Source organism: Burkholderia stabilis, from assembly GCF_001742165.1.
GTDB lineage: Bacteria > Pseudomonadota > Gammaproteobacteria > Burkholderiales > Burkholderiaceae > Burkholderia > Burkholderia stabilis.
Genome location: NZ_CP016444.1, coordinates 1,305,690 through 1,322,975 on the forward strand (window position 1 = coordinate 1,305,690; position 17,286 = coordinate 1,322,975).

Sequence of the window (17,286 nt, forward strand, 5' to 3'; positions counted from 1 at the left end):
GAACCTTGGTTCAACGCCCGTCGTTCCGCAGCAGGAATACGAACCGGCTCGCTGTTTCGCGAAGCCGTCGATGTCGGCACGTTCACGCCATGCGTCACTGCCTTCCTCATGATGTGTCGGCGCAACGTCAGACCCCGTCCGGCCCCGACTCACCGGCCCTCCGGGGGGCGCGACGCCGTCTTGCGACACGTGCCAACGTATCCGTCGCCGATGACGTGGCCTGGTCGATCGCTTTCGCACCGAAGTCGACCGCGGCGCCCGGAATGCGCACAACGGTATCGGCAGTCACAGCAATGGCATTGGCGACGGGTTTGACCACGTGATGCCCTGTGGCCGTTGCCGCGGCCGCCGCGCCTTTCCCGATCGGGGCGAGGACGGGATCGGCCTTGTCGACGGCCCAGGCGATGCCTTGCCCGGCCGGTTCGAGTACGCGCCGATGGGCAGCACCTGCGATCGCCCTGGCTCCGTGACCGAGCGGTTCGAGCGCATGATCGCGCGCGAGCCGCGAGGCACCGGATACCCCGGTTTGCATCGCGGTCAGCGCGGGGCCGACATACGGCATGTCTCCAACGGGCGCGAGCGCGCGGCCCACGCCGGCCAGCCCCGCGCCCGCGTAGTGCATGCCGATATCGGCCCCCTTGTCGACGACGCCCGTGGCCGCGCCCAGCACCTTGGTCACCGCGTACCCGAGCGCCGCATTGCGCTCGCCATCCGGCCTCGCGATGCGGTCGAGGTCGTCCAGCCCCGTCTCCTCATGACCTGCGATCCGGGCCAGCAGCGCGCTTTGCTTGCCCCGCTCCGTGGTAATGCGGGCATTTTTGTCACCGCCGTCCGCCCCGACCCACGTCTCCTGCGCCATCGACATCGTGATGCCGATGACCTCCGCCGGTATCGAATACATCAGCGTGGCCAGCTGTTCGAACGAACTTGAAACGAGGCCATAGTGTTCGAGTACCGACAGCAACAAACCGAACGTCACGGCGACCTCGCCACTCGTGGCCATCGACCGTATTGCGGATCCGGTGCCGCGCGCGGCACGGATCGTGTTGAGCGTCGATTCGCTCACGTGCTGGCGAAGGTCGGCCACGTCCGGGCGCGGCAGCACGCCGGAATCGATCAGCCGCAACTTGGTTTCGACGAGCTTCTTGTGATCGTTCATCACTTCCAGCGGAATGATCGCGCCGGATATCCAGGTCATCATCAGATTGGTGACCTGCTTCGCCACGAGCAGCGCGGCCGCCGTTTCGGTGTGGCCGGCCCGACGCGCCTCGCCGGCCAGTTCGCGCACGTAGTTGTTCGCGATGGAACCGATTGCAGCGATCGTCCCCGCGAAGGCGGCGCCCTTCACGTTGGCCCATGCTTCGCCGGCGCTTTCAGGGATGAAGTTGCCGCCCTTCATCACGTGAATCAGGCGCGCGATGACGACCGAGTCGAACGTCTCCGCGAACAGCGGGGTCACGGAATCCAGCAGCGGGCCGACCTTCGCCGCCATGGCGGCGCCCATCGCGCGTTTCGCGCTCTCCCAGATGCCGTAGTCGAATATCCCGCCGATCGCTCCGCTGCCGGCCACGCCGACGCCGATGCCGTAGGCGAGCTGCTTGCTGAAATCCCTGCTGGTCGCCAGCGACAGCAGGGACATCGCGCCGAAGTCATGCCGGAACCGTGCCATGCGCGCGCATTTTTCGGGATCGTCGTACGGCTGCTCCAGGACCGCTTGCAGATGCGTGCCGATTTCGGCTGCCGGCGTGACGTGAATGCGCATGCCGAGATTGCGCAGAAATTCGGAGGGCGGCGGACCGTCGCCCGGCATGCGGGCGTCGGACGTAAATGCGCCCGTGTACTTTGCGATCGCGTCGCGCAGCAGATCGGTGGCAACGGGCAGATCGCCATCGGCGAACTGCATGAACTCGCGCATTTTCTGCACCAGGTTGTCGTCCCACTCGATGCTGATCGTCGCGCCTGGTGGGATCTCGAGGCTTTTCACCGCATCCTGATCCAGGTCCCACATCAGATCCAGTACACCTTGCACGCCACGATCGGAAGCGCACTGCAAACGTCCGTCCTCATTCCGAGTCAACGGGCCGCTGCAGGGCGGCGGTATCGTGAACCTGATGCCGGCATCGACCGGTTCCGTCGACGTCGGCGCGGCGGGAGGGCCCGCGGCCGCAAGGCTCGCGCTGTCGGCAGTGGCCGCGACACTGGCACGGCGGGGCCGGTGCGCGTCGAGCGCTTCGATGCTCACACGACGCAGCCCGCCCGTGCTTCCCGTGTCGATCGACCGACGCGGCACTCGTTCGGGAAAGTCCATCGATGCGCGCGGGGAAACACTGCCCGAGGAGTTCGCGGCCTCGACCGATGCAGGATCGGCTGGCGATGCGTCGTGTTCTGGCGAGAACGTCGAAACGACGGGGGAAACGGAACCAATGGAAGACGACATGAAAAACGACCAACTGATGAAACATCACGGCCAGACAATACCCGTGTCGACGTTAAGGCCGGGATGCGCCCACGAGGGTTTGCCACGTTGCCGGCATGTTGCAGGAGAGGAGGCAGCAATTGCATCGATGAAACGAACCGGCTTCCAGCCAAGCGCACTTGCCAACGACGCTATCGCTGACCCAATTGCCGGTCTCGGCGCAGATCGGATGCTTGTGCCCCCGAAAGACTGGCGAGCTGGGTCAGGCTCAGCGGCTGGCCGTCGAGACGGGCGCCCGGAAGGTTCTGCTGGCTGGCCAGGTTCAGACGGCGCGCGTACTGAATTGCCTTCTCTTTTTCCTGACGCGGGAACGCTGCACGTACCGGTGCCAGTTCAGCCGGTAACGCAACCAGTTGCGGGTCTTGGCGCAGATGAGCCTCTATTGCGCCCGAGAGACTGGCGAGCTGGGGCAGGCTCAACGGCTGACCATCGATGCGGGCGCCCGGCTGGTTCTGCTGGCTGGCCAGGTTCAGACGGCGTGCGTAGGGCATGTTCTTCTCGTTGCCCTGGCGCGGGAACGCTGCACGTACCGGTGCCAGTTCGGCCGGTAACGCGACCAGTTGCGAGTCTCGGCGCAGATCGACCTCTGCTGCCCCCGAGAGACTGGCGAGCTGGGTCAGGTCCAGCGGCTGACCGCCGACGCGGGCGCCCGGCTGGTTCTGCTGGCTGACCAGGTTCAGACGGCGCGCGTACTGAATTGCCTTCTCGTTGTCCTGACGCGGGAAGGCTGCACGTACTGGTGCCAGTTCGGCCGGTAACGCGACCCGTTGCGGATCTTGGCGCAGCTTGGCCTCTGTTGCCCCCGAGAGACTGGCGAGCTCGGGCAGGCTCAACGGCTGACCGTCGACGCGGGCGCCCGGCAGGCTCTGCTGGCTAGCCAGGCTCAGACGGCGTGCATACTGAATCGCCTTCTCGTTGTCCTGACGCGGGAACGCTGCACGTACTGATACCAGTTCGACCGGTAACGCGACCCGTTGCGGGTCTTGGCGCAGATCGGATGCTTGTGCCCCCGAAAGACTGGCGAGCTGGGTCAGGCTCAGCGGCTGGCCGTCGATGCGGGCGCCCGGCTGGTTCTGCTGGCTGGCCAGGTTCAGACGGCGCGCGTATTGAATTGCCTTCTCGTTGTCCTCGCGCGGGAACGCTGCACGTACCGGTGCCAGTTCAGCCGGTAACGCGACCAGTTGCGAGTCTCGGCGCAGAGTGGTCTCTTTTGTCCCCGAGAGACTGGCGAGCTGGGTCAGGCTCAGCGGCTTATCGTCGATGCGGGCGCCCGGCTGGTTCTGCTGGCTGGCCAGGTTCAGACGGCGCGCGTACTGAATTGCCTTCTCTCTTTCCTGGCGCGGGAACGCTGCACGTACTGATACCAGTTCGACCGGTAGCGCGAACAGTTGCGGGTCCTGGCGCAGATACGCCTCTGTTGCGCCCGAGAGGCTGGCGAGTTGGGACAGGCCCAGCGGCTGACCGCCGATGCTGGCGCCTGGCAGGCTCTGCTGGCTGGCCAAGTTCAGACGGCGCGCGTACTGGCTCGCTCTCTCGTTTTCACCTCGCGGGAACACATCACCGACCCGCGCGAGCAAAGGTGGTAATTCCTTCCTCGAGCACGAAGCTTCCCCCACGCTCGCCGTCATGCGACCTCGCTTATGCGGTGGCGACTCATCAGAACTTCCGACGCGCCACCGCTTGTCCGCCAGCCCGGCCAGTGCGCCCGTCACTTCGGCCGACCGGGTTTCTGCCTCATCGGGTCTCAGCCTGCCCGGCGTACCGCTCCTACCATCCTGTTCACCGGAGAGCCCCCGACCTTCCAAACCGGAGATTTTGTCCATACCCTGTCCGTCCCCTACTTAAAACTCGCCTCTCCGGAATAGCTGTCCATCGTGCACCGGAATATTCACCCTCACGCGAGAAGGCATTGTCACGTTGCCGGCATGTTGCTGGAGCGGGCGCGTCAATCGCAGCGACGAAACGAACCGGCTTCCAGCCAAGCGCACTTGCCAACGACGCTATCGCTGACCCAGTTGCGGGTCTTTGCGCAGATCGGATGGTTGTGCCCCCGAAAGGCTGGCGAGTTGGGTCAGGCTCAGCGGCTGCCCATCGAGACGGGCGCCCGGAAGGTTCTGCTGGCTGGCCAGGTTCAGACGGCGCGCGTAGGGAACGTTCTTCTCATTGTCCTGGCGCGGGAACGCTGCACGGACTGATACCAGTTCGACCGGTAGCGCGAACAGTTGCGGGTCTTTGCGCAGATCGGATGGTTGTGCCCCCGAAAGGCTGGCGAGCTGGGTCAGGCTCAGCGGCTGGCCGTCGATACGGGCGCCCGGCAGGCTCTGCTGGCTGGCTAGGTTCAGACGGCGCGCGTAGGGGACATTCTTCTCGTTGTCCTGGCGCGGGAATGCTGCACGTACTGGTGCCAGTTCGGCCGGTAACGCGACCAGTTGCGGGTCTTTGCGCAGATCGGCTGCTTGTGCCCCCGAAAGACTGGCGAGCTGGGGCAGGCTCAGCCGCTGACCGTCGACACGGGCGCCCGGCAGGCTCTGCTGGCTGGCCAGGTTCAGACGGCGCGCATACTGAATTGCTTTCTCGTTGTCCTGACGCGGGAACGCTGCACGGACTGATACCAGTTCGACCGGTAGCGCGAACAGTTGCGGGTCTTGGCGCAGAGTGGTGTCTTTTGCCCCCGAGAGGCTGGCGAGTTGGGCCAGGCTCAGCGGCTGACCGTCGACACGGGCGCCCGGCTGGTTCTGCTGGCTGGCCAGGTTCAGACGGCGCGCATACTGAATTACCTTCTCGTTGTCCTCGCGCGGGAACGCTGCACGTACCGGCATGAGCTCGACCGGTAACGCGACCCGTTGCGGGTCTTGGCGCAGCTTGGCCTCTGTTGCCCCCGAGAGGTTGGCGAGCTGGGTCAGACTCAGCGGCTGACCGTCGACACGGGCGCCCGGATGGTTCTGCTGGCTGGCCAGGTTCAGGCGGCGCGCATACTGAATTGCTTTCTCGTTGTCCTGGCGCGGGAACGCTGCACGGACTGATACCAGTTCGATCGATAGCGCGACCAGTTGCGGGTCTTGGCGCAGAGTGGTCTCTTTTGCCCCCGAGAGGCTGGCGAGTTGGGGCAGGCTCAGCGGCTGACCATCGATGCGGGCGCCCGGATGGTTCTGCTGGCTGGCCAGGTTCAGACGGCGCGCGTAGGGCATGTTCTTCTCGTTGTCCTGGCGCGGGAACGCTGCACGGACTGATGCCAGTTCGAGCGGTAGCGCGACCAGTTGCGGGTCTGCCCGCAGCTTGGTCTCTGTTGTCCCCGAGAGGCTGGCGAGCTGGGTCACGCTCAGCGGCTGACCGTCGATACGGGCGCCCGGCTGGTTCTGCTGGCTGGCCAGATTCAGACGGCGAGCGTAGGGGGCGTTCTTCTCGTTGTCCTGACGCGGGAACGCTGCACGGACTGGTGCCAGTTCGACCGGTAGCGCGAACAGTTGCGGGTCTTGGCGCAGATCGCATGCTTGTGCCCCCGAGAGGCTGGCAAGCTGAGCAAAACTCAGCGGCTGACCGTCGATGCGGGCGCCCGGCTGGTTCTGCTGGCTGACCAGATTCAGCCGGCGCGCGTACTGGCTCGCTCTCTCGTTTTCACCTCGCGGGAACACATCACCGACCCGCGCGAGCAAAGGTGGTAACTCCTGCCTCGAGCGCGAAGCGGCCCCCTCGCTCGCCGTCATGCGGCCTCGCTTATGCGGTGGCGACTCATCAGAACTTCCGACGCGCCACCGCTTGTCCGCCAGCCCGGCCAGTGCGCCCGTCACTCCGGTCGACCGGGTTTCTGCCTCATCGGGTCTCAGCCTGCCCGGCGTACCTCTCCTATCATCCTGTTCAACGGAGAGCCCCCGACCTTCCAAACCGGAGATTTTGTCCATACCCTGTCCGTCCCCTACTTAAAACTCGCCTCTCCGGAATAGCCGCCCATCGTGCACCGGAATATCCACCCTCACGCGAGAAGGTATTGTCACGTTGCCGGCATGTTGCTGGAGGCGGAGCGACAATTGCAGCGACGAAACGAACCGGCTTCCAGCCAAGCGCACTCGCCAACGACGCTATCGCTGACCCAGTTGTGGGTCTTTGCGCAGAGCGGATGCTTCTGCCCCCGAGAGACTGGCGAGTTGGGTCAGGCTCAACGGCTGACCGTCGATGCGGGCGCCCGGCAAGCTCTGCTGACTGGCCAGGTTCAGACGGCGCGCGTAGGGGACGTTCTTCTCTTTTTCCTGACGCGGGAACGCTGCACGTACTGATACCAGTTCGACCGGTAACGCAACCAGTTGCGGGTCTTGGCGCAGATGAGCCTCTTTTGCCCCGAGAGACTGGCGAGTTGGGTCAGGCTCAGCGGCTGACCGTCGACGCGGGCGCCCGGCTGGTTCTGCTGGCTGGCCAGGTTCAGGCGGCGCGCATACTGAATTGCCTTCTCGTTGTCCTGGCGCGGGAACGCTGCACGGACCGGCATGAGCTCGACCGGGAACGCGACCCGTTGCGGGTCGTAGCGCAGATGAGCCTCTGTTGCTCCCGAGAGACTGGCGAGCTGTGACAGGTTCAGCGGCTGACCGCCGATGCGGGTGCCCGGATGGTTCTGCTGGCTGGCCAGGTTCAACCGGCGCGCGTACTGAATTGCCTTCTCTTTTTCCTGACGCGGGAACGCTGCACGGACTGGTGCCAATTCGTCCGGTAACGCGACCAGTTGCGGGTCTTGGCGCAGTTGGCCCTCTATTGCTCCCGAGAGGCCAGCGAGCTGGGCCAGGCTCAACGGCTGCCCATCGACACGGGCGCCCGGCTGGTTCTGCCGGCTGGCCAGGTTCAGGCGGCGCGCATACTGAATTGTTTTCTCGTTGTCCTGGCGCGGGAACGCTGCCCGTACCGGTGCCAGTTCGGCCGGTAACGCGAACAGTTGCGGGTCTCGGCGCAGTTGGCCCTCTGCTGCCCCCGAGAGGTTGGCGAGCTGGGTCAGGCTCAACGGCTGCCCATCGATACGGGCGCCCGGATGGTTTTGCCGGCTGGCCAGATTCAGACGGCGCGCATACTGAATTGCCTTCTCGTTGTCCTCGCGCGGAAACGCTGCCCGTACCGGTGCCAGTTCGACCGGTAACGCGAACAGTCGTGGGTCCTGGCGCAGATCGGTCTCTTTTGCCCCTGAAAGACTGGCGAGCTGGGGCAGGCTCAGCGGCTGACCGTCGACACGGGCGCCCGGCTGGTTCTGCTGGCTGGCCAGGTTCAGACGGCGCGCGTAGGGAACGTTCTTCTCGTTGTCATGGCGCGGGAACGCTGCACGGACTGATACCAGTTCGACCGGTAGCGCGAACAGTTGCGGGTCTTGGCGCAGAGTGGTCTCTTTTGCCCCCGAGAGGCTGGCGAGTTGGGGCAGACTCAGCGGCTGACCGCCGATGCGGGCGCCCGGCTGGTTCTGCCGGCTGGCCAGGTTCAGACGGCGCGCATACTGAATTACCTTCTCGTTGTCCTCGCGCGGGAACGCTGCACGTACTGGTGCCAGTTCGGCCGGTAACGCAACCAGTTGCGGGTCTCGGCGCAGATCGTCCTCTGCTGCCCCCGAGAGACTGGCGAGCTGGGGCAGGCTCAGCGGCTGACCGTCGATGCGGGCGCCCGGATGGTTCTGCTGGCTGGCCAGGTTCAACCGGCGCGCGTAGGGCATGTTCTTCTCGTTGTCCTGACGCGGGAACGCTGCACGGACCGGTGCCAGTTCGGCCGGTAACGCGAACAGTTGCGGGTCTCGGCGCAGCTTGGCCTCTGTTGCCCCCGAGAGGTTGGCGAGTTGGGTCAGACTCAGCGGCTGACCGTCGACACGGGCGCCCGGCTGGTTCTGCTGGCTGACCAGATTCAGCCGGCGTGCGTACTGGCTCGCTCTCTCGTTTTCATCTCGCGGGAACACATCACCGACCCGTGCGAGCAAAGGCGGCAATTCCTGCCTCGAGCGCGAAGCTTCCCCCTCGCTCGCCGTCATGCGACCTCGCTTATGCGGTGGCGACTCATCAGGACTTCCGACGTGCCGCCGCTTGTCCGCCAGCCCGGCCAGTGCGCCCGTCACTCCGGCCGACCGGGTTTCTGTCTCATCGGGTCTCAGCCTGCCCGGCGTACCGCCCCTACCATCCTGTTCACCGGAGAGCCCCCGACCTTCCAAACCGGAGATTTTGTCCATACCCTGTCCGTCCCCTACTTAAAACTCGCCTCTCCGGAATAGCCGCCCATCGTGCACCGGAATATCCACCCTCACGCGAGAAGGTATTGCCACGTTGCCGGCATGTTGCAGGAGCGGGCGCGTCAATCGCAGCGACGAAACGAACCGGCTTCCAGCCAAGCGCACTTGCCAACGACGCTATCGCTGACCCAGTTGCGGGTCTTTGCGCAGAGCGGATGCTTCTGCCCCCGAGAGACTGGCGAGTTGGGTCAGGCTCAACGGCTGACCGTCGATACGGGCGCCCGGCTGGTTCTGCTGGCTGGCCAGGTTCAGCCGGCGCGCGTACTGAATTGCCTTCTCGTTGTCCTGGCGCGGGAACGCTGCACGGACTGGTGCCAGTTCGGCCGGTAGCGCGACCAGTTGCGGGTCTCGGCGCAGATCGGCTGCTTGTGCCCCCGAAAGGCTGGCGAGTTGAGTCAGGCCCAGCGGCTGACCGTCGATGCGGGCGCCCGGCTGGTTCTGCTGGCTGGCCAGGTTCAGACGGCGCGCATACTGAATTGCTTTCTCGTTGTCCTGACGCGGGAACGCTGCACGGACCGGCATGAGCTCGACCGGTAACGCGACCCGTTGCGGGTCGTAGCGCAGATGAGCCTCTGCTGCCCCGAGAGACTGGCGAGCTGGGTCAGGCCCAGCGGCTGACCGTCGATACGGGCGCCCGGCAGGCCCTGCTGGCTGGCCAGGTTCAGACGGCGTGCGTAGGGAATGTTCTTCTCGTTGTCCTGACGCGGGAACGCTGCACGTACCGGCATGAGCTCGACAGGTAACGCGACCAGTTGCGAGTCTTGGCGCAGATGAACCTCCATTGCGCCCGAGAGACTGGCGAGCTGAGGCAGGCTCAACGGCTGCCCATCGATACGGGCGCCCGGCTGGTTCTGCTGGCTGGCCAGGTTCAGCCGGCGTGCGTACTGAATTGCCTTCTCGTTGTCCTGGCGCGGGAACGCTGCACGGACTGATGCCAGTTCGACCGGTAGCGCAACCAGTTGCGGGTCTTGGCGCAGATCGGATGCTTGTGCCCCCGAAAGACTGGCGAGCTGGGGCAGGCTCAGCCGCTGACCGTCGACACGGGCGCCCGGCTGGTTCTGCTGGCTGGCCAGGTTCAGACGACGCGCGTAGGGAATGTTCTTCTCGTTGTCCTGGCGCGGGAACGCTGCACGTACCGGTGCCAGTTCGGCCGGTAACGCGACCAGTTGCGGGTCTCGGCGCAGATCGGCTGCTTGTACCCCCGAAAGGCTGGCGAGCTGGGTCACGCTCAGCGGCTGCCCGTCGATACGGGCGCCCGGCTGATTCTGCTGGCTGGCCAGGTTCAGACGGCGAGCGTAGGGGACGTTCTTCTCGTTGTCCTGACGCGGGAACGCTGCACGTACTGGTGTCAGCAGCACGTTGAAAATGACCCAGCGGCAGCACATTGGATTTGACCCACCCGGGTAGGATGGGCCCTTTTTGGAGGGCCAGTGCTTACAAGGGAGGTAATCGTGGAAATACGTGTGTTGGCCCGCCAAGGATTAGGAATCCGGGAGATCTCGCGGGAACTGGGGTTGTCGAGGAACACCGTGCGCAAATACTTACGCAGTTGTGCTGAGCAGGATCGTGCGCCGCGATCGGGGCGCACGCAGAAGCTCGATCCGTTCAAAACCTATCTGCATGACCGGGTTCGCGCAGCGCATCCGGCCTGGCTGCCGGCGACCGCGCTGCTGATCGAGATTCGCGCGATGGGTTATGACGGAGGCCTGACGCGGCTGCGGGTCTATCTGCGGTCGCTGAAGTCGATCAAGGCGCCGGAGCCACTGGTACGTTTCGAAACCGATCCGGGGCAGCAGATGCAGGTCGACTGGATCGTGTTGCGACGTGGCAAGCTGCCGCTGTCGGCATTCGTTGCGACGCTCGGTTACAGTCGGGCGAGTTACGTCGAGTTCGTGACCGACGAACGATTGCCGACGCTGCTGGGATGCCATGAGCGCGCGTTCGACTTCTTCGGTGGGGTTCCTCGCGAGGTCCTGTACGACAACGTCAAGACGGTGGTGATTGGCCGAGACGCCTATGGTCCCGGACTGCATCGCTATCAACCGGCCTTCCTCGACTTTGCGAAGCACCACGGCTTCGTGCCGCGCCTGTGCAAGCCCTACCGAGCGAAGACCAAGGGGAAGGTTGAGCGCTTCAACGGATACCTGCGCCGCAGCTTCTACAATCCGCTGGCAAGCCGGCTCGCTCAGGATCGCCTCTCGCTTGACGCGACCACGGCGAACGCCGAGGTCGTGCGCTGGCTGAGAGATGTCGCCAATGTGCGCATCCACGGCACGACTGGACAGTCGCCGCTCGAGCGTCTCCTGCTTGAGCAACCGAAGCTGCAGCAGTTGCCGGAGCCGTGGCGCGCGAACCTGCCGTCAGCTTCCGTGCCGACGATGCCACCGCCGTCGCGGTTCGATGATACGCCGCTGCAGCATCAGCTGTCAGTGTATCAAGCCCTGCTGACGGAGGCACGTTGATGGACATCCAGCACGAACGTATCCTCGAAGCCTGTCGACAACTGCGGATCGACACGATGGGCGAGCAGTACAGCATGTTGGCAGCTCGCGCGGCAGCGAACCAACTCACGTTTGCCGACTTCTTCGAGGCGCTGTTGAAATCTGCGATGGACGCGAAGCACACGCGGACCAAATCCATGTTGCTGCGCACGGCCGGCTTCCCTGTGCTGAAGACGCTGGAGGAGTTCGACTTTACGTTTGCTCACGGCGTTGCCAAGAAATCGGTGCTGGAGCTGTCGTCGATGGCCTTCGTCGAGCGCGCCGAGAACATCGTGTTGCTCGGGCCGAGCGGCCTTGGCAAAACGCATCTGGCGATCGCACTCGGTTACATCGCAACGCAGATGGGGATCAAGACGCGCTTCATCTCTGCGGCGGATCTCGTCATTGCCTTGGCCGCCGCTTCCCGGCAGGATCGATTGGCCGACTTCCTGAAGCGCAACATCATGAACCCACGGCTGTTGATCATTGATGAGGTCGGCTATCTGCCGCTCGGCCGGGACGATGCCAATCTGTTCTTCCAGGTGATCGCCAAGCGGTATGAAAAGGGTTCCGTGATCGTAACGAGCAACTTGCCGTTCGGGCAATGGGACCAGACGTTCGCCGGAGATCAGACGCTCACGGCCGCGTTGCTCGACCGCCTCCTGCATCACAGCCATGTTCTACAGATCAAAGGCGAAAGCTACCGACTGAAGGACAAGCGAAAAGCCGGCGTGATCCGATCCCGTGCATCCGAAAGTGCTGAACAGCAACTGGAGATGCACGCGTAAGTGATGATCAGCAACATCGTTTGACCCTGGGTCAGGCGAAACCGATGGCCAGCAACTGACGCTGACCCAGGGTCACGCAACATGCTGGGCATCAACTTGGTGACCCAGGTGGGTCAAATCTAATGTGCTGCACAACGGCCCAAGTGGGTCACTTCTAAGTTGCTGTTGACACTGGTGCCAGTTCGGCCGGTAACGCGACCAGTTGCGGGTCCTGGCGCAGATGAGTCTCTGTTGCTCCCGAGAGAATGGCGAGCTGGGTCAGGCCCAGCGGCTGACCGCCGACACGGGCGCCCGGCTGGTTCTGCTGGCTGGCCAGGTTCAACCGGCGCGCGTACTGAATTGCCTGCTCGTTGTCCTGGCGCGGGAACGCTGCACGGACTTGTGCCAGTTCAGCCGGTAACGCGACCAGTTGCCGGTCTCGGCGCAGCTGGGCCTCTGTTGCGCCCGAGAGGCCAGCGAGCTGGGACAGGCTCAGCGGCTGACCGCCGATGCGGGCGCCCGGCAGGCTCTGCTGGCTGGCCAGGTTCAGACGGCGCGCATACTGAATTGCTTTCTCGTTGTCCTGGCGCGGGAACGCTGCACGGACCGGTGCCAGTTCGACCGGTAACGCGAACAGTTGTGGGTCCTGGCGCAGATACGCCTCTGTTGCGCCCGAGAGGCCAGCAAGCTGAGCCAGGCTTAGCGGCTGCCCGTCGATACGGGCGCCCGGCTGGTTCTGCTGGCTGGCCAGATTCAGACGGCGAGCGTAGGGGGCGTTCTTCTCGTTGTCCTGACGCGGGAACGCTGCACGTACCGGTGCCAGTTCGGCCGGTAGCGCGACCAGTTGCGGGTCTCGGCGCAACTGGCCCTCTGTTGCCCCCGAGAGACTGGCGAGCTGGGCCAGGCTCAGCGGCTGACCGTCGATGCGGGCGCCCGGATGGTTCTGCTGGCTGGCCAGGTTCAACCGGCGCGCGTAGGGAATGTTCTTCTCGTTGTCCTGACGCGGGTGTCGCGGGGCGGCGTAAAGGAGCCGGGGATGGGCGGCGTAATGGCGCCAGCAGAACCGGGGGTAAAACGCGGATTCGAACGGTTTCAAGGTTGCGGTTTTTTGCCGTTTTTGGCAACTGCATTTTGAGGGGGATCTGGCATCGGTTTCGGGGTGCGGTAACTGTCGCCCTCGAGGACGAGCCGGTAGGCGCCGTGGCGTAGTCGGTCGAGTGTGGCGGTGCCGAGGATGCGGTTGTCGGGGAACGCGGCGCCCCATTCACCGAAGTCGAGATTCGACGTCAGGATGGTCGCCGCGTGCTCGTAGCGGGCCGCGACGAGATCGTGGAAGTCCTCGTCCTGCGGGGTACGTAGCGGTTTGAGCGCGAAGTCATCGACGATCAGCAGCGGCACCCGGGCGTACTGCTGGAACTTGCGGTCATAGGCGCCGGTGGCGCGCGCGGCGTTCAATCGCTTGAGCAGCTCGGTCTGCGAGATGAACAGCACATCGCGGCCTTGGCGGGCGGCGCAGTGGCCCAGCGCCTGGGCCAAGTGGCTTTTGCCGGTGCCGGTTGGACCGGCGATCAGGATCGCGACCTTCTCGTCGAGATACCGGCCTGTCGCGAGATCATGAACGTGTGAGCGGTTCAACGTAGGCAGCCGGTCGAAGTCGAACGTCTCGAGCGTCTTGCCCATCGCGAAGCCGGCGCGCAGCAGACGGGTGCCGAGCTTCTTGTGTTCGCGACGGGCAACCTCGTCGTGCAGCAGCATGGCAAGGAACTCGGTATAGGCGAGCTGCCCGTCGATCGCCTGACGGTTGCGCTGCTCAAGCGAGTCGAGGATGCCGGACAGGCGCAGCTGTTTGAGGATGGAATTCAATTCGGGACTCGGGTTCATGGTGTCAGTGGATCAGCAGGGATTGGAGATCACGGCCGAAGCGGCCGCCGTTCTGGTAAGCGCCAGTCGGGGCCGACGCGGGACGCGGCACCGGTTCGCTGTCCAGGCCTTTGTCGAGGATGCCCTTGATGGTGCTGTACTTCGCGCTGCTGAACGCGAGCGCACGCTCGCAGGCTGCTTCCAGCCTCTGATCGCCGACTTTCTGTCGCAGCCGGATGATCCCCTGCGCGCCGCGCAGGTTGACGAGCACCTTGTCGTTGAACAGCGCGAGGATCACGCCGTGGCACGACGGCCCGATCTCCTTCGCGCGCGCCAGACACCACTGCGGATCGTGCTCGAGCCAGGCCTGCGCTTCGGGCGGCTGGTGATCTCGCACCGTGTGGCGACCGCCGGCCCGCTGCCGCGGATGGGTTGCGACGAGTTCATGCCGATGGAACAGCTGGATGACCGTATCGGTCGCCTTCAGCCAGAGCGACTTGCCGACGAGCGTGAACGGTGCAGAGTACAGCGCGTGCTTGTAGACGACGTGGCCGTCGCGATGGACCGCCACCTCCTTCCAGACCGACAGTACCGGCGGCACGTCCGGCAATGCAGCGAGCAACGGGCGCTCGACGCCGAAGCGCGTCAGCGGCCGTTCGTGGACGGTGCCGTGGATACGAGTGCCGGCCTGCTGCATCACCCATTCGCGCAGTTGCCGGTTGGCGTCGGCCAGATCCCGGAACTCGCGCAGCGGCACGAAGGACTTCTTGACGTATTTGACGCCCGATTCGACGACGCCCTTCTTCTGGGGATCGTGCGGCGGACAGGCGTCGATCCGGAATCCATATCCCTCGGCAAGCGCGGCGTACGAGCGTTGCACCGCCGGCTCGTATCGACACGCCCGGATGATCGCGCACTTCGCGTTATCGATGATGACCCGGTCGGGACAGCCGCCGAACCATTCGAAGGCGCGCCGGTGGCTGGCGAGCCACGTCTCGACGGTCTGGTCCAGCACGATCTCGGCATACTGGTGGCGCGACCAGCACAACGTCATCACGAAGATCCACGTCCGGACCGCAATGCCCTCGACCGTCAGCACGGGTCCCGCGCCGAAGTCGACCTGCGCGGCGTCGGCCGGTGCGAAGTCGAGGATCGTTGTGGTGGCCACGCTGCGCTCGGCAGCCAGATGGCGCAGCATGCGCTTCACGGCACAATAGCTGCCGGCGTAGCCATGATTGCGTTGAAGGGCGGCATGGATCGTGGTGCCCTGAACGCCGGCGGCAAGCCATTCGCGGACCTGTTCGCGATATGGCTCAACCGTCGACACACAGGTGTGCGGCAGGTGCGGCGTGCGCCCGAAGACACCCGCGATCGTAGCGTCGTCCGGCAGCGGCTGCACCGGATCCAGCCAACTACGCGCTTCAGCCTCGCGGCGCACGGTCGTCAGCTTCTTGCGCCCCATCAAACCGCCGCGCGCGATGTCGCGGTCAGAATCGCCTTGCCGCATGCGGACAAGGACTTGGCGGTATTCAAACAATTCGAACCTCCTGTTGGCCATGGACGCTCCGTTCAAAAAGAACGGAGCGTACCGACTCGGAAAGTTCGAACCGCGTTCTCGCCCTGATGCTGCTGGCGCCTATGCGCCGCCCCTAACGTGGCGCCATTACGCCGCCCTTGGACTGGCGCCTATGTGCCGCCCCTCAAGTGGCGCCCTTATGCCGACCCCGCATTGGCTCCATAGCGCCGCCCCGTGACAGCGGGAACGCTGCACGTACCGGTGCCAGTTCGGCCGGTAACGCGAACAATTGCGGGTCTCGGCGCAGATAAGCCTCTGTTGCGCCCGAGAGGCCAGCAAGCTGAGCCAGGCCCAGCGGCTGCCCGTCGATGCGGGCGCCCGGCTGGTTCTGCTGGCTGACCAGATTCAGCCGGCGTGCGTACTGAATTGCCTTCTCTTTTTCCTGGCGCGGGAACGCTGCACGGACTGATGCCAGTTCGACCGGTAGCGCGACCAGTTGCGAGTCTCGGCGCAGATGAGCCTCCATTGCGCCCGAGAGACTGGCGAGTTGGGACAGGCTCAGCGGCTGACCATCGATGCGGGCGCCCGGCAGGCTCTGCTGGCTGGCCAGGTTCAGCCGACGCGCGTAGGGAATGTTCTTCTCGTTGTCCTGGCGCGGGAACGCTGCACGTACTGATACCAGTTCGACCGGTAGCGCGAACAGTTGCGGGTCTTGGCGCAGATCGGATGCTTGTGCCCCGAAAGGCTGGCGAGTTGGGTCAGGCCCAGCGGCTGACCGTCGACACGGGCGCCCGGCAGGCTCTGCTGGCTGGCCAGGTTCAGACGGCGCGCATACTGAATTGCTTTCTCGTTGTCCTGACGCGGGAACGCTGCACGGACTGGTGCCAGTTCGGCCGGTAACGCGACCAGTCGTGGGTCCTGGCGCAGATCGATCTCTTTTGCCCCTGAAAGACTGGCGAGCTCGGGCAGGCTCAGCGGCTGCCCGTCGACACGGGCGCCCGGCTGGTTCTGCTGGCTGGCCAGGTTCAGACGGCGTGCGTACTGAATTGCCTTCTCGTTGTCCTGGCGCGGGAACGCTGCACGGACTGATGCCAGTTCGAGCGGTAGCGCGAACAGTTGCGGGTCTTGGCGTAGATGAGCCTCTGTTGCCCCCGAGAGACTGGCGAGCTGGGGCAGGCTCAGCGGCTGACCATCGATGCGGGCGCCCGGCAGGCTCTGCTGGCTGGCCAGGTTCAGCCGACGCGCGTAGGGGGCGTTCTTCTCGTTGTCCTGACGCGGGAACGCTGCACGTACCGGTGCCAGTTCGGCCGGTAACGCGACCAGTTGCGGATCTTGGCGCAGCTTGGCCTCTGTTGCCCCCGAGAGACTGGCGAGCTGGGGCAGGCTCAGCGGCTGCCCATCGACGCGGGCGCCCGGCTGATTCTGCTGACTGACCAGATTCAGCCGGCGCGCGTACTGGCTCGCTCTCTCGTTTTCACCTCGCGGGAACACATCACCGACCCGCGCGAGCAAAGGTGGTAATTCCTGCCTCGAGCACGAAGCTTCCCCCACGCTCGCCGTCATGCGACCTCGCTTATGCGGTGGCGACTCATCAGAACTTCCGACGCGCCACCGCTTGTCCGCCAGCCCGGCCAGTGCGCCCGTCACTCCGGCCGACCGGGTTTCTGTCTCATCGGGTCTCAGCCTGCCAAGGTTACCGCTCCTATCATCCTGTTCACCGGAGAGCCCCCGACCTTCCAAACCGGAGATTTTGTCCATACCCTGTCCGTCCCCTACTTAAAACTCGCCTCTCCGGAATAGCCGCCCATCGTGCACCGGAATATCCACCCTCACGCGAGAAGGTATTGCCACGTTGCCGGCATGTTGCAGGAGCGGGCGCGTCAATCGCAGCGACGAAACGAACCGGCTTCCAGCCAAGCGCACTTGCCAACGACGCTATCGCTGAC

At 64.8% G+C, this 17,286-nt stretch carries 13 protein-coding genes; 2 read left to right on the forward strand and 11 right to left on the reverse strand.

Features of this window, described 5'->3' with window-relative positions; genetic code table 11:
• Positions 1 to 127: 127 nt before the first annotated feature.
• From BBJ41_RS38220 to BBJ41_RS38245, 6 genes are all read right to left on the reverse strand, one after another.
• Entirely contained in the window at positions 128 to 2,437 is a 2,310-nt protein-coding gene (locus tag BBJ41_RS38220; RefSeq protein ID WP_156815022.1) for a hypothetical protein, read from the reverse strand.
• A 170-nt stretch (positions 2,438 to 2,607) separates the two neighbouring features.
• On the reverse strand, positions 2,608 to 4,299 hold the full coding sequence (locus tag BBJ41_RS38225) for a hypothetical protein (protein ID WP_156815023.1): 1,692 nt from the start codon (positions 4,297 to 4,299) through the stop codon (positions 2,608 to 2,610).
• Positions 4,300 to 4,476: 177 nt separating this feature from the next.
• Positions 4,477 to 6,375: a hypothetical protein gene (locus tag BBJ41_RS38230; protein ID WP_156815024.1), complete on the reverse strand. Its 1,899-nt coding sequence runs from the start codon at positions 6,373 to 6,375 to the stop codon at positions 4,477 to 4,479.
• Positions 6,376 to 6,683: 308 nt separating this feature from the next.
• Positions 6,684 to 8,462 carry a hypothetical protein gene (locus BBJ41_RS38235; RefSeq protein ID WP_069751413.1) on the reverse strand — a complete coding sequence of 593 codons (1,779 nt, stop codon included), beginning with the start codon at positions 8,460 to 8,462 and terminating at the stop codon, positions 6,684 to 6,686.
• A gap of 372 nt (positions 8,463 to 8,834) precedes the next feature.
• Positions 8,835 to 9,239, reverse strand: a complete 405-nt coding sequence (locus tag BBJ41_RS41040) for a hypothetical protein (protein WP_156815025.1) — start codon at positions 9,237 to 9,239, stop codon at positions 8,835 to 8,837.
• Positions 9,173 to 10,075, reverse strand: a complete 903-nt coding sequence (locus tag BBJ41_RS38245; RefSeq protein ID WP_156815026.1) for a hypothetical protein — start codon at positions 10,073 to 10,075, stop codon at positions 9,173 to 9,175. Before BBJ41_RS38245 ends, BBJ41_RS41040 begins: the two co-directional genes overlap by 67 nt.
• A gap of 72 nt (positions 10,076 to 10,147) precedes the next feature.
• Between BBJ41_RS38245 and istA (BBJ41_RS38250) the strand changes: the two genes are divergently transcribed.
• Positions 10,148 to 11,179 (forward strand): IS21-like element ISRme20 family transposase, encoded by a 1,032-nt coding sequence (istA, locus tag BBJ41_RS38250; RefSeq protein WP_042976508.1) that lies wholly within the window; start codon positions 10,148 to 10,150, stop codon positions 11,177 to 11,179.
• On the forward strand, positions 11,179 to 11,985 hold the full coding sequence (gene istB, locus BBJ41_RS38255) for an IS21-like element ISRme20 family helper ATPase IstB (protein WP_011516034.1): 807 nt from the start codon (positions 11,179 to 11,181) through the stop codon (positions 11,983 to 11,985). Before istA (BBJ41_RS38250) ends, istB (BBJ41_RS38255) begins: the two co-directional genes overlap by 1 nt.
• Before the next feature lie 154 nt (positions 11,986 to 12,139).
• Here istB (BBJ41_RS38255) and BBJ41_RS38260 read toward each other — a convergent pair whose 3' ends face one another.
• The 5 genes from BBJ41_RS38260 to BBJ41_RS38280 all read right to left on the reverse strand — a co-directional run bounded on the left by BBJ41_RS38260 (position 12,140) and on the right by BBJ41_RS38280 (position 17,098).
• Entirely contained in the window at positions 12,140 to 13,060 is a 921-nt protein-coding gene (locus BBJ41_RS38260; RefSeq protein ID WP_069751416.1) for a hypothetical protein, read from the reverse strand.
• Positions 13,057 to 13,845, reverse strand: a complete 789-nt coding sequence (gene istB / locus BBJ41_RS38265; protein ID WP_012213993.1) for an IS21-like element ISBmu1 family helper ATPase IstB — start codon at positions 13,843 to 13,845, stop codon at positions 13,057 to 13,059. Before istB (BBJ41_RS38265) ends, BBJ41_RS38260 begins: the two co-directional genes overlap by 4 nt.
• Before the next feature lie 4 nt (positions 13,846 to 13,849).
• Entirely contained in the window at positions 13,850 to 15,361 is a 1,512-nt protein-coding gene (gene istA, locus BBJ41_RS38270; RefSeq protein WP_027809980.1) for an IS21 family transposase, read from the reverse strand.
• A gap of 163 nt (positions 15,362 to 15,524) precedes the next feature.
• Entirely contained in the window at positions 15,525 to 15,866 is a 342-nt protein-coding gene (locus tag BBJ41_RS41050) for a hypothetical protein (protein WP_156815027.1), read from the reverse strand.
• Positions 15,867 to 15,952: 86 nt separating this feature from the next.
• Positions 15,953 to 17,098 (reverse strand): hypothetical protein, encoded by a 1,146-nt coding sequence (locus BBJ41_RS38280; protein WP_156815028.1) that lies wholly within the window; start codon positions 17,096 to 17,098, stop codon positions 15,953 to 15,955.
• Positions 17,099 to 17,286: the final 188 nt, after the last annotated feature.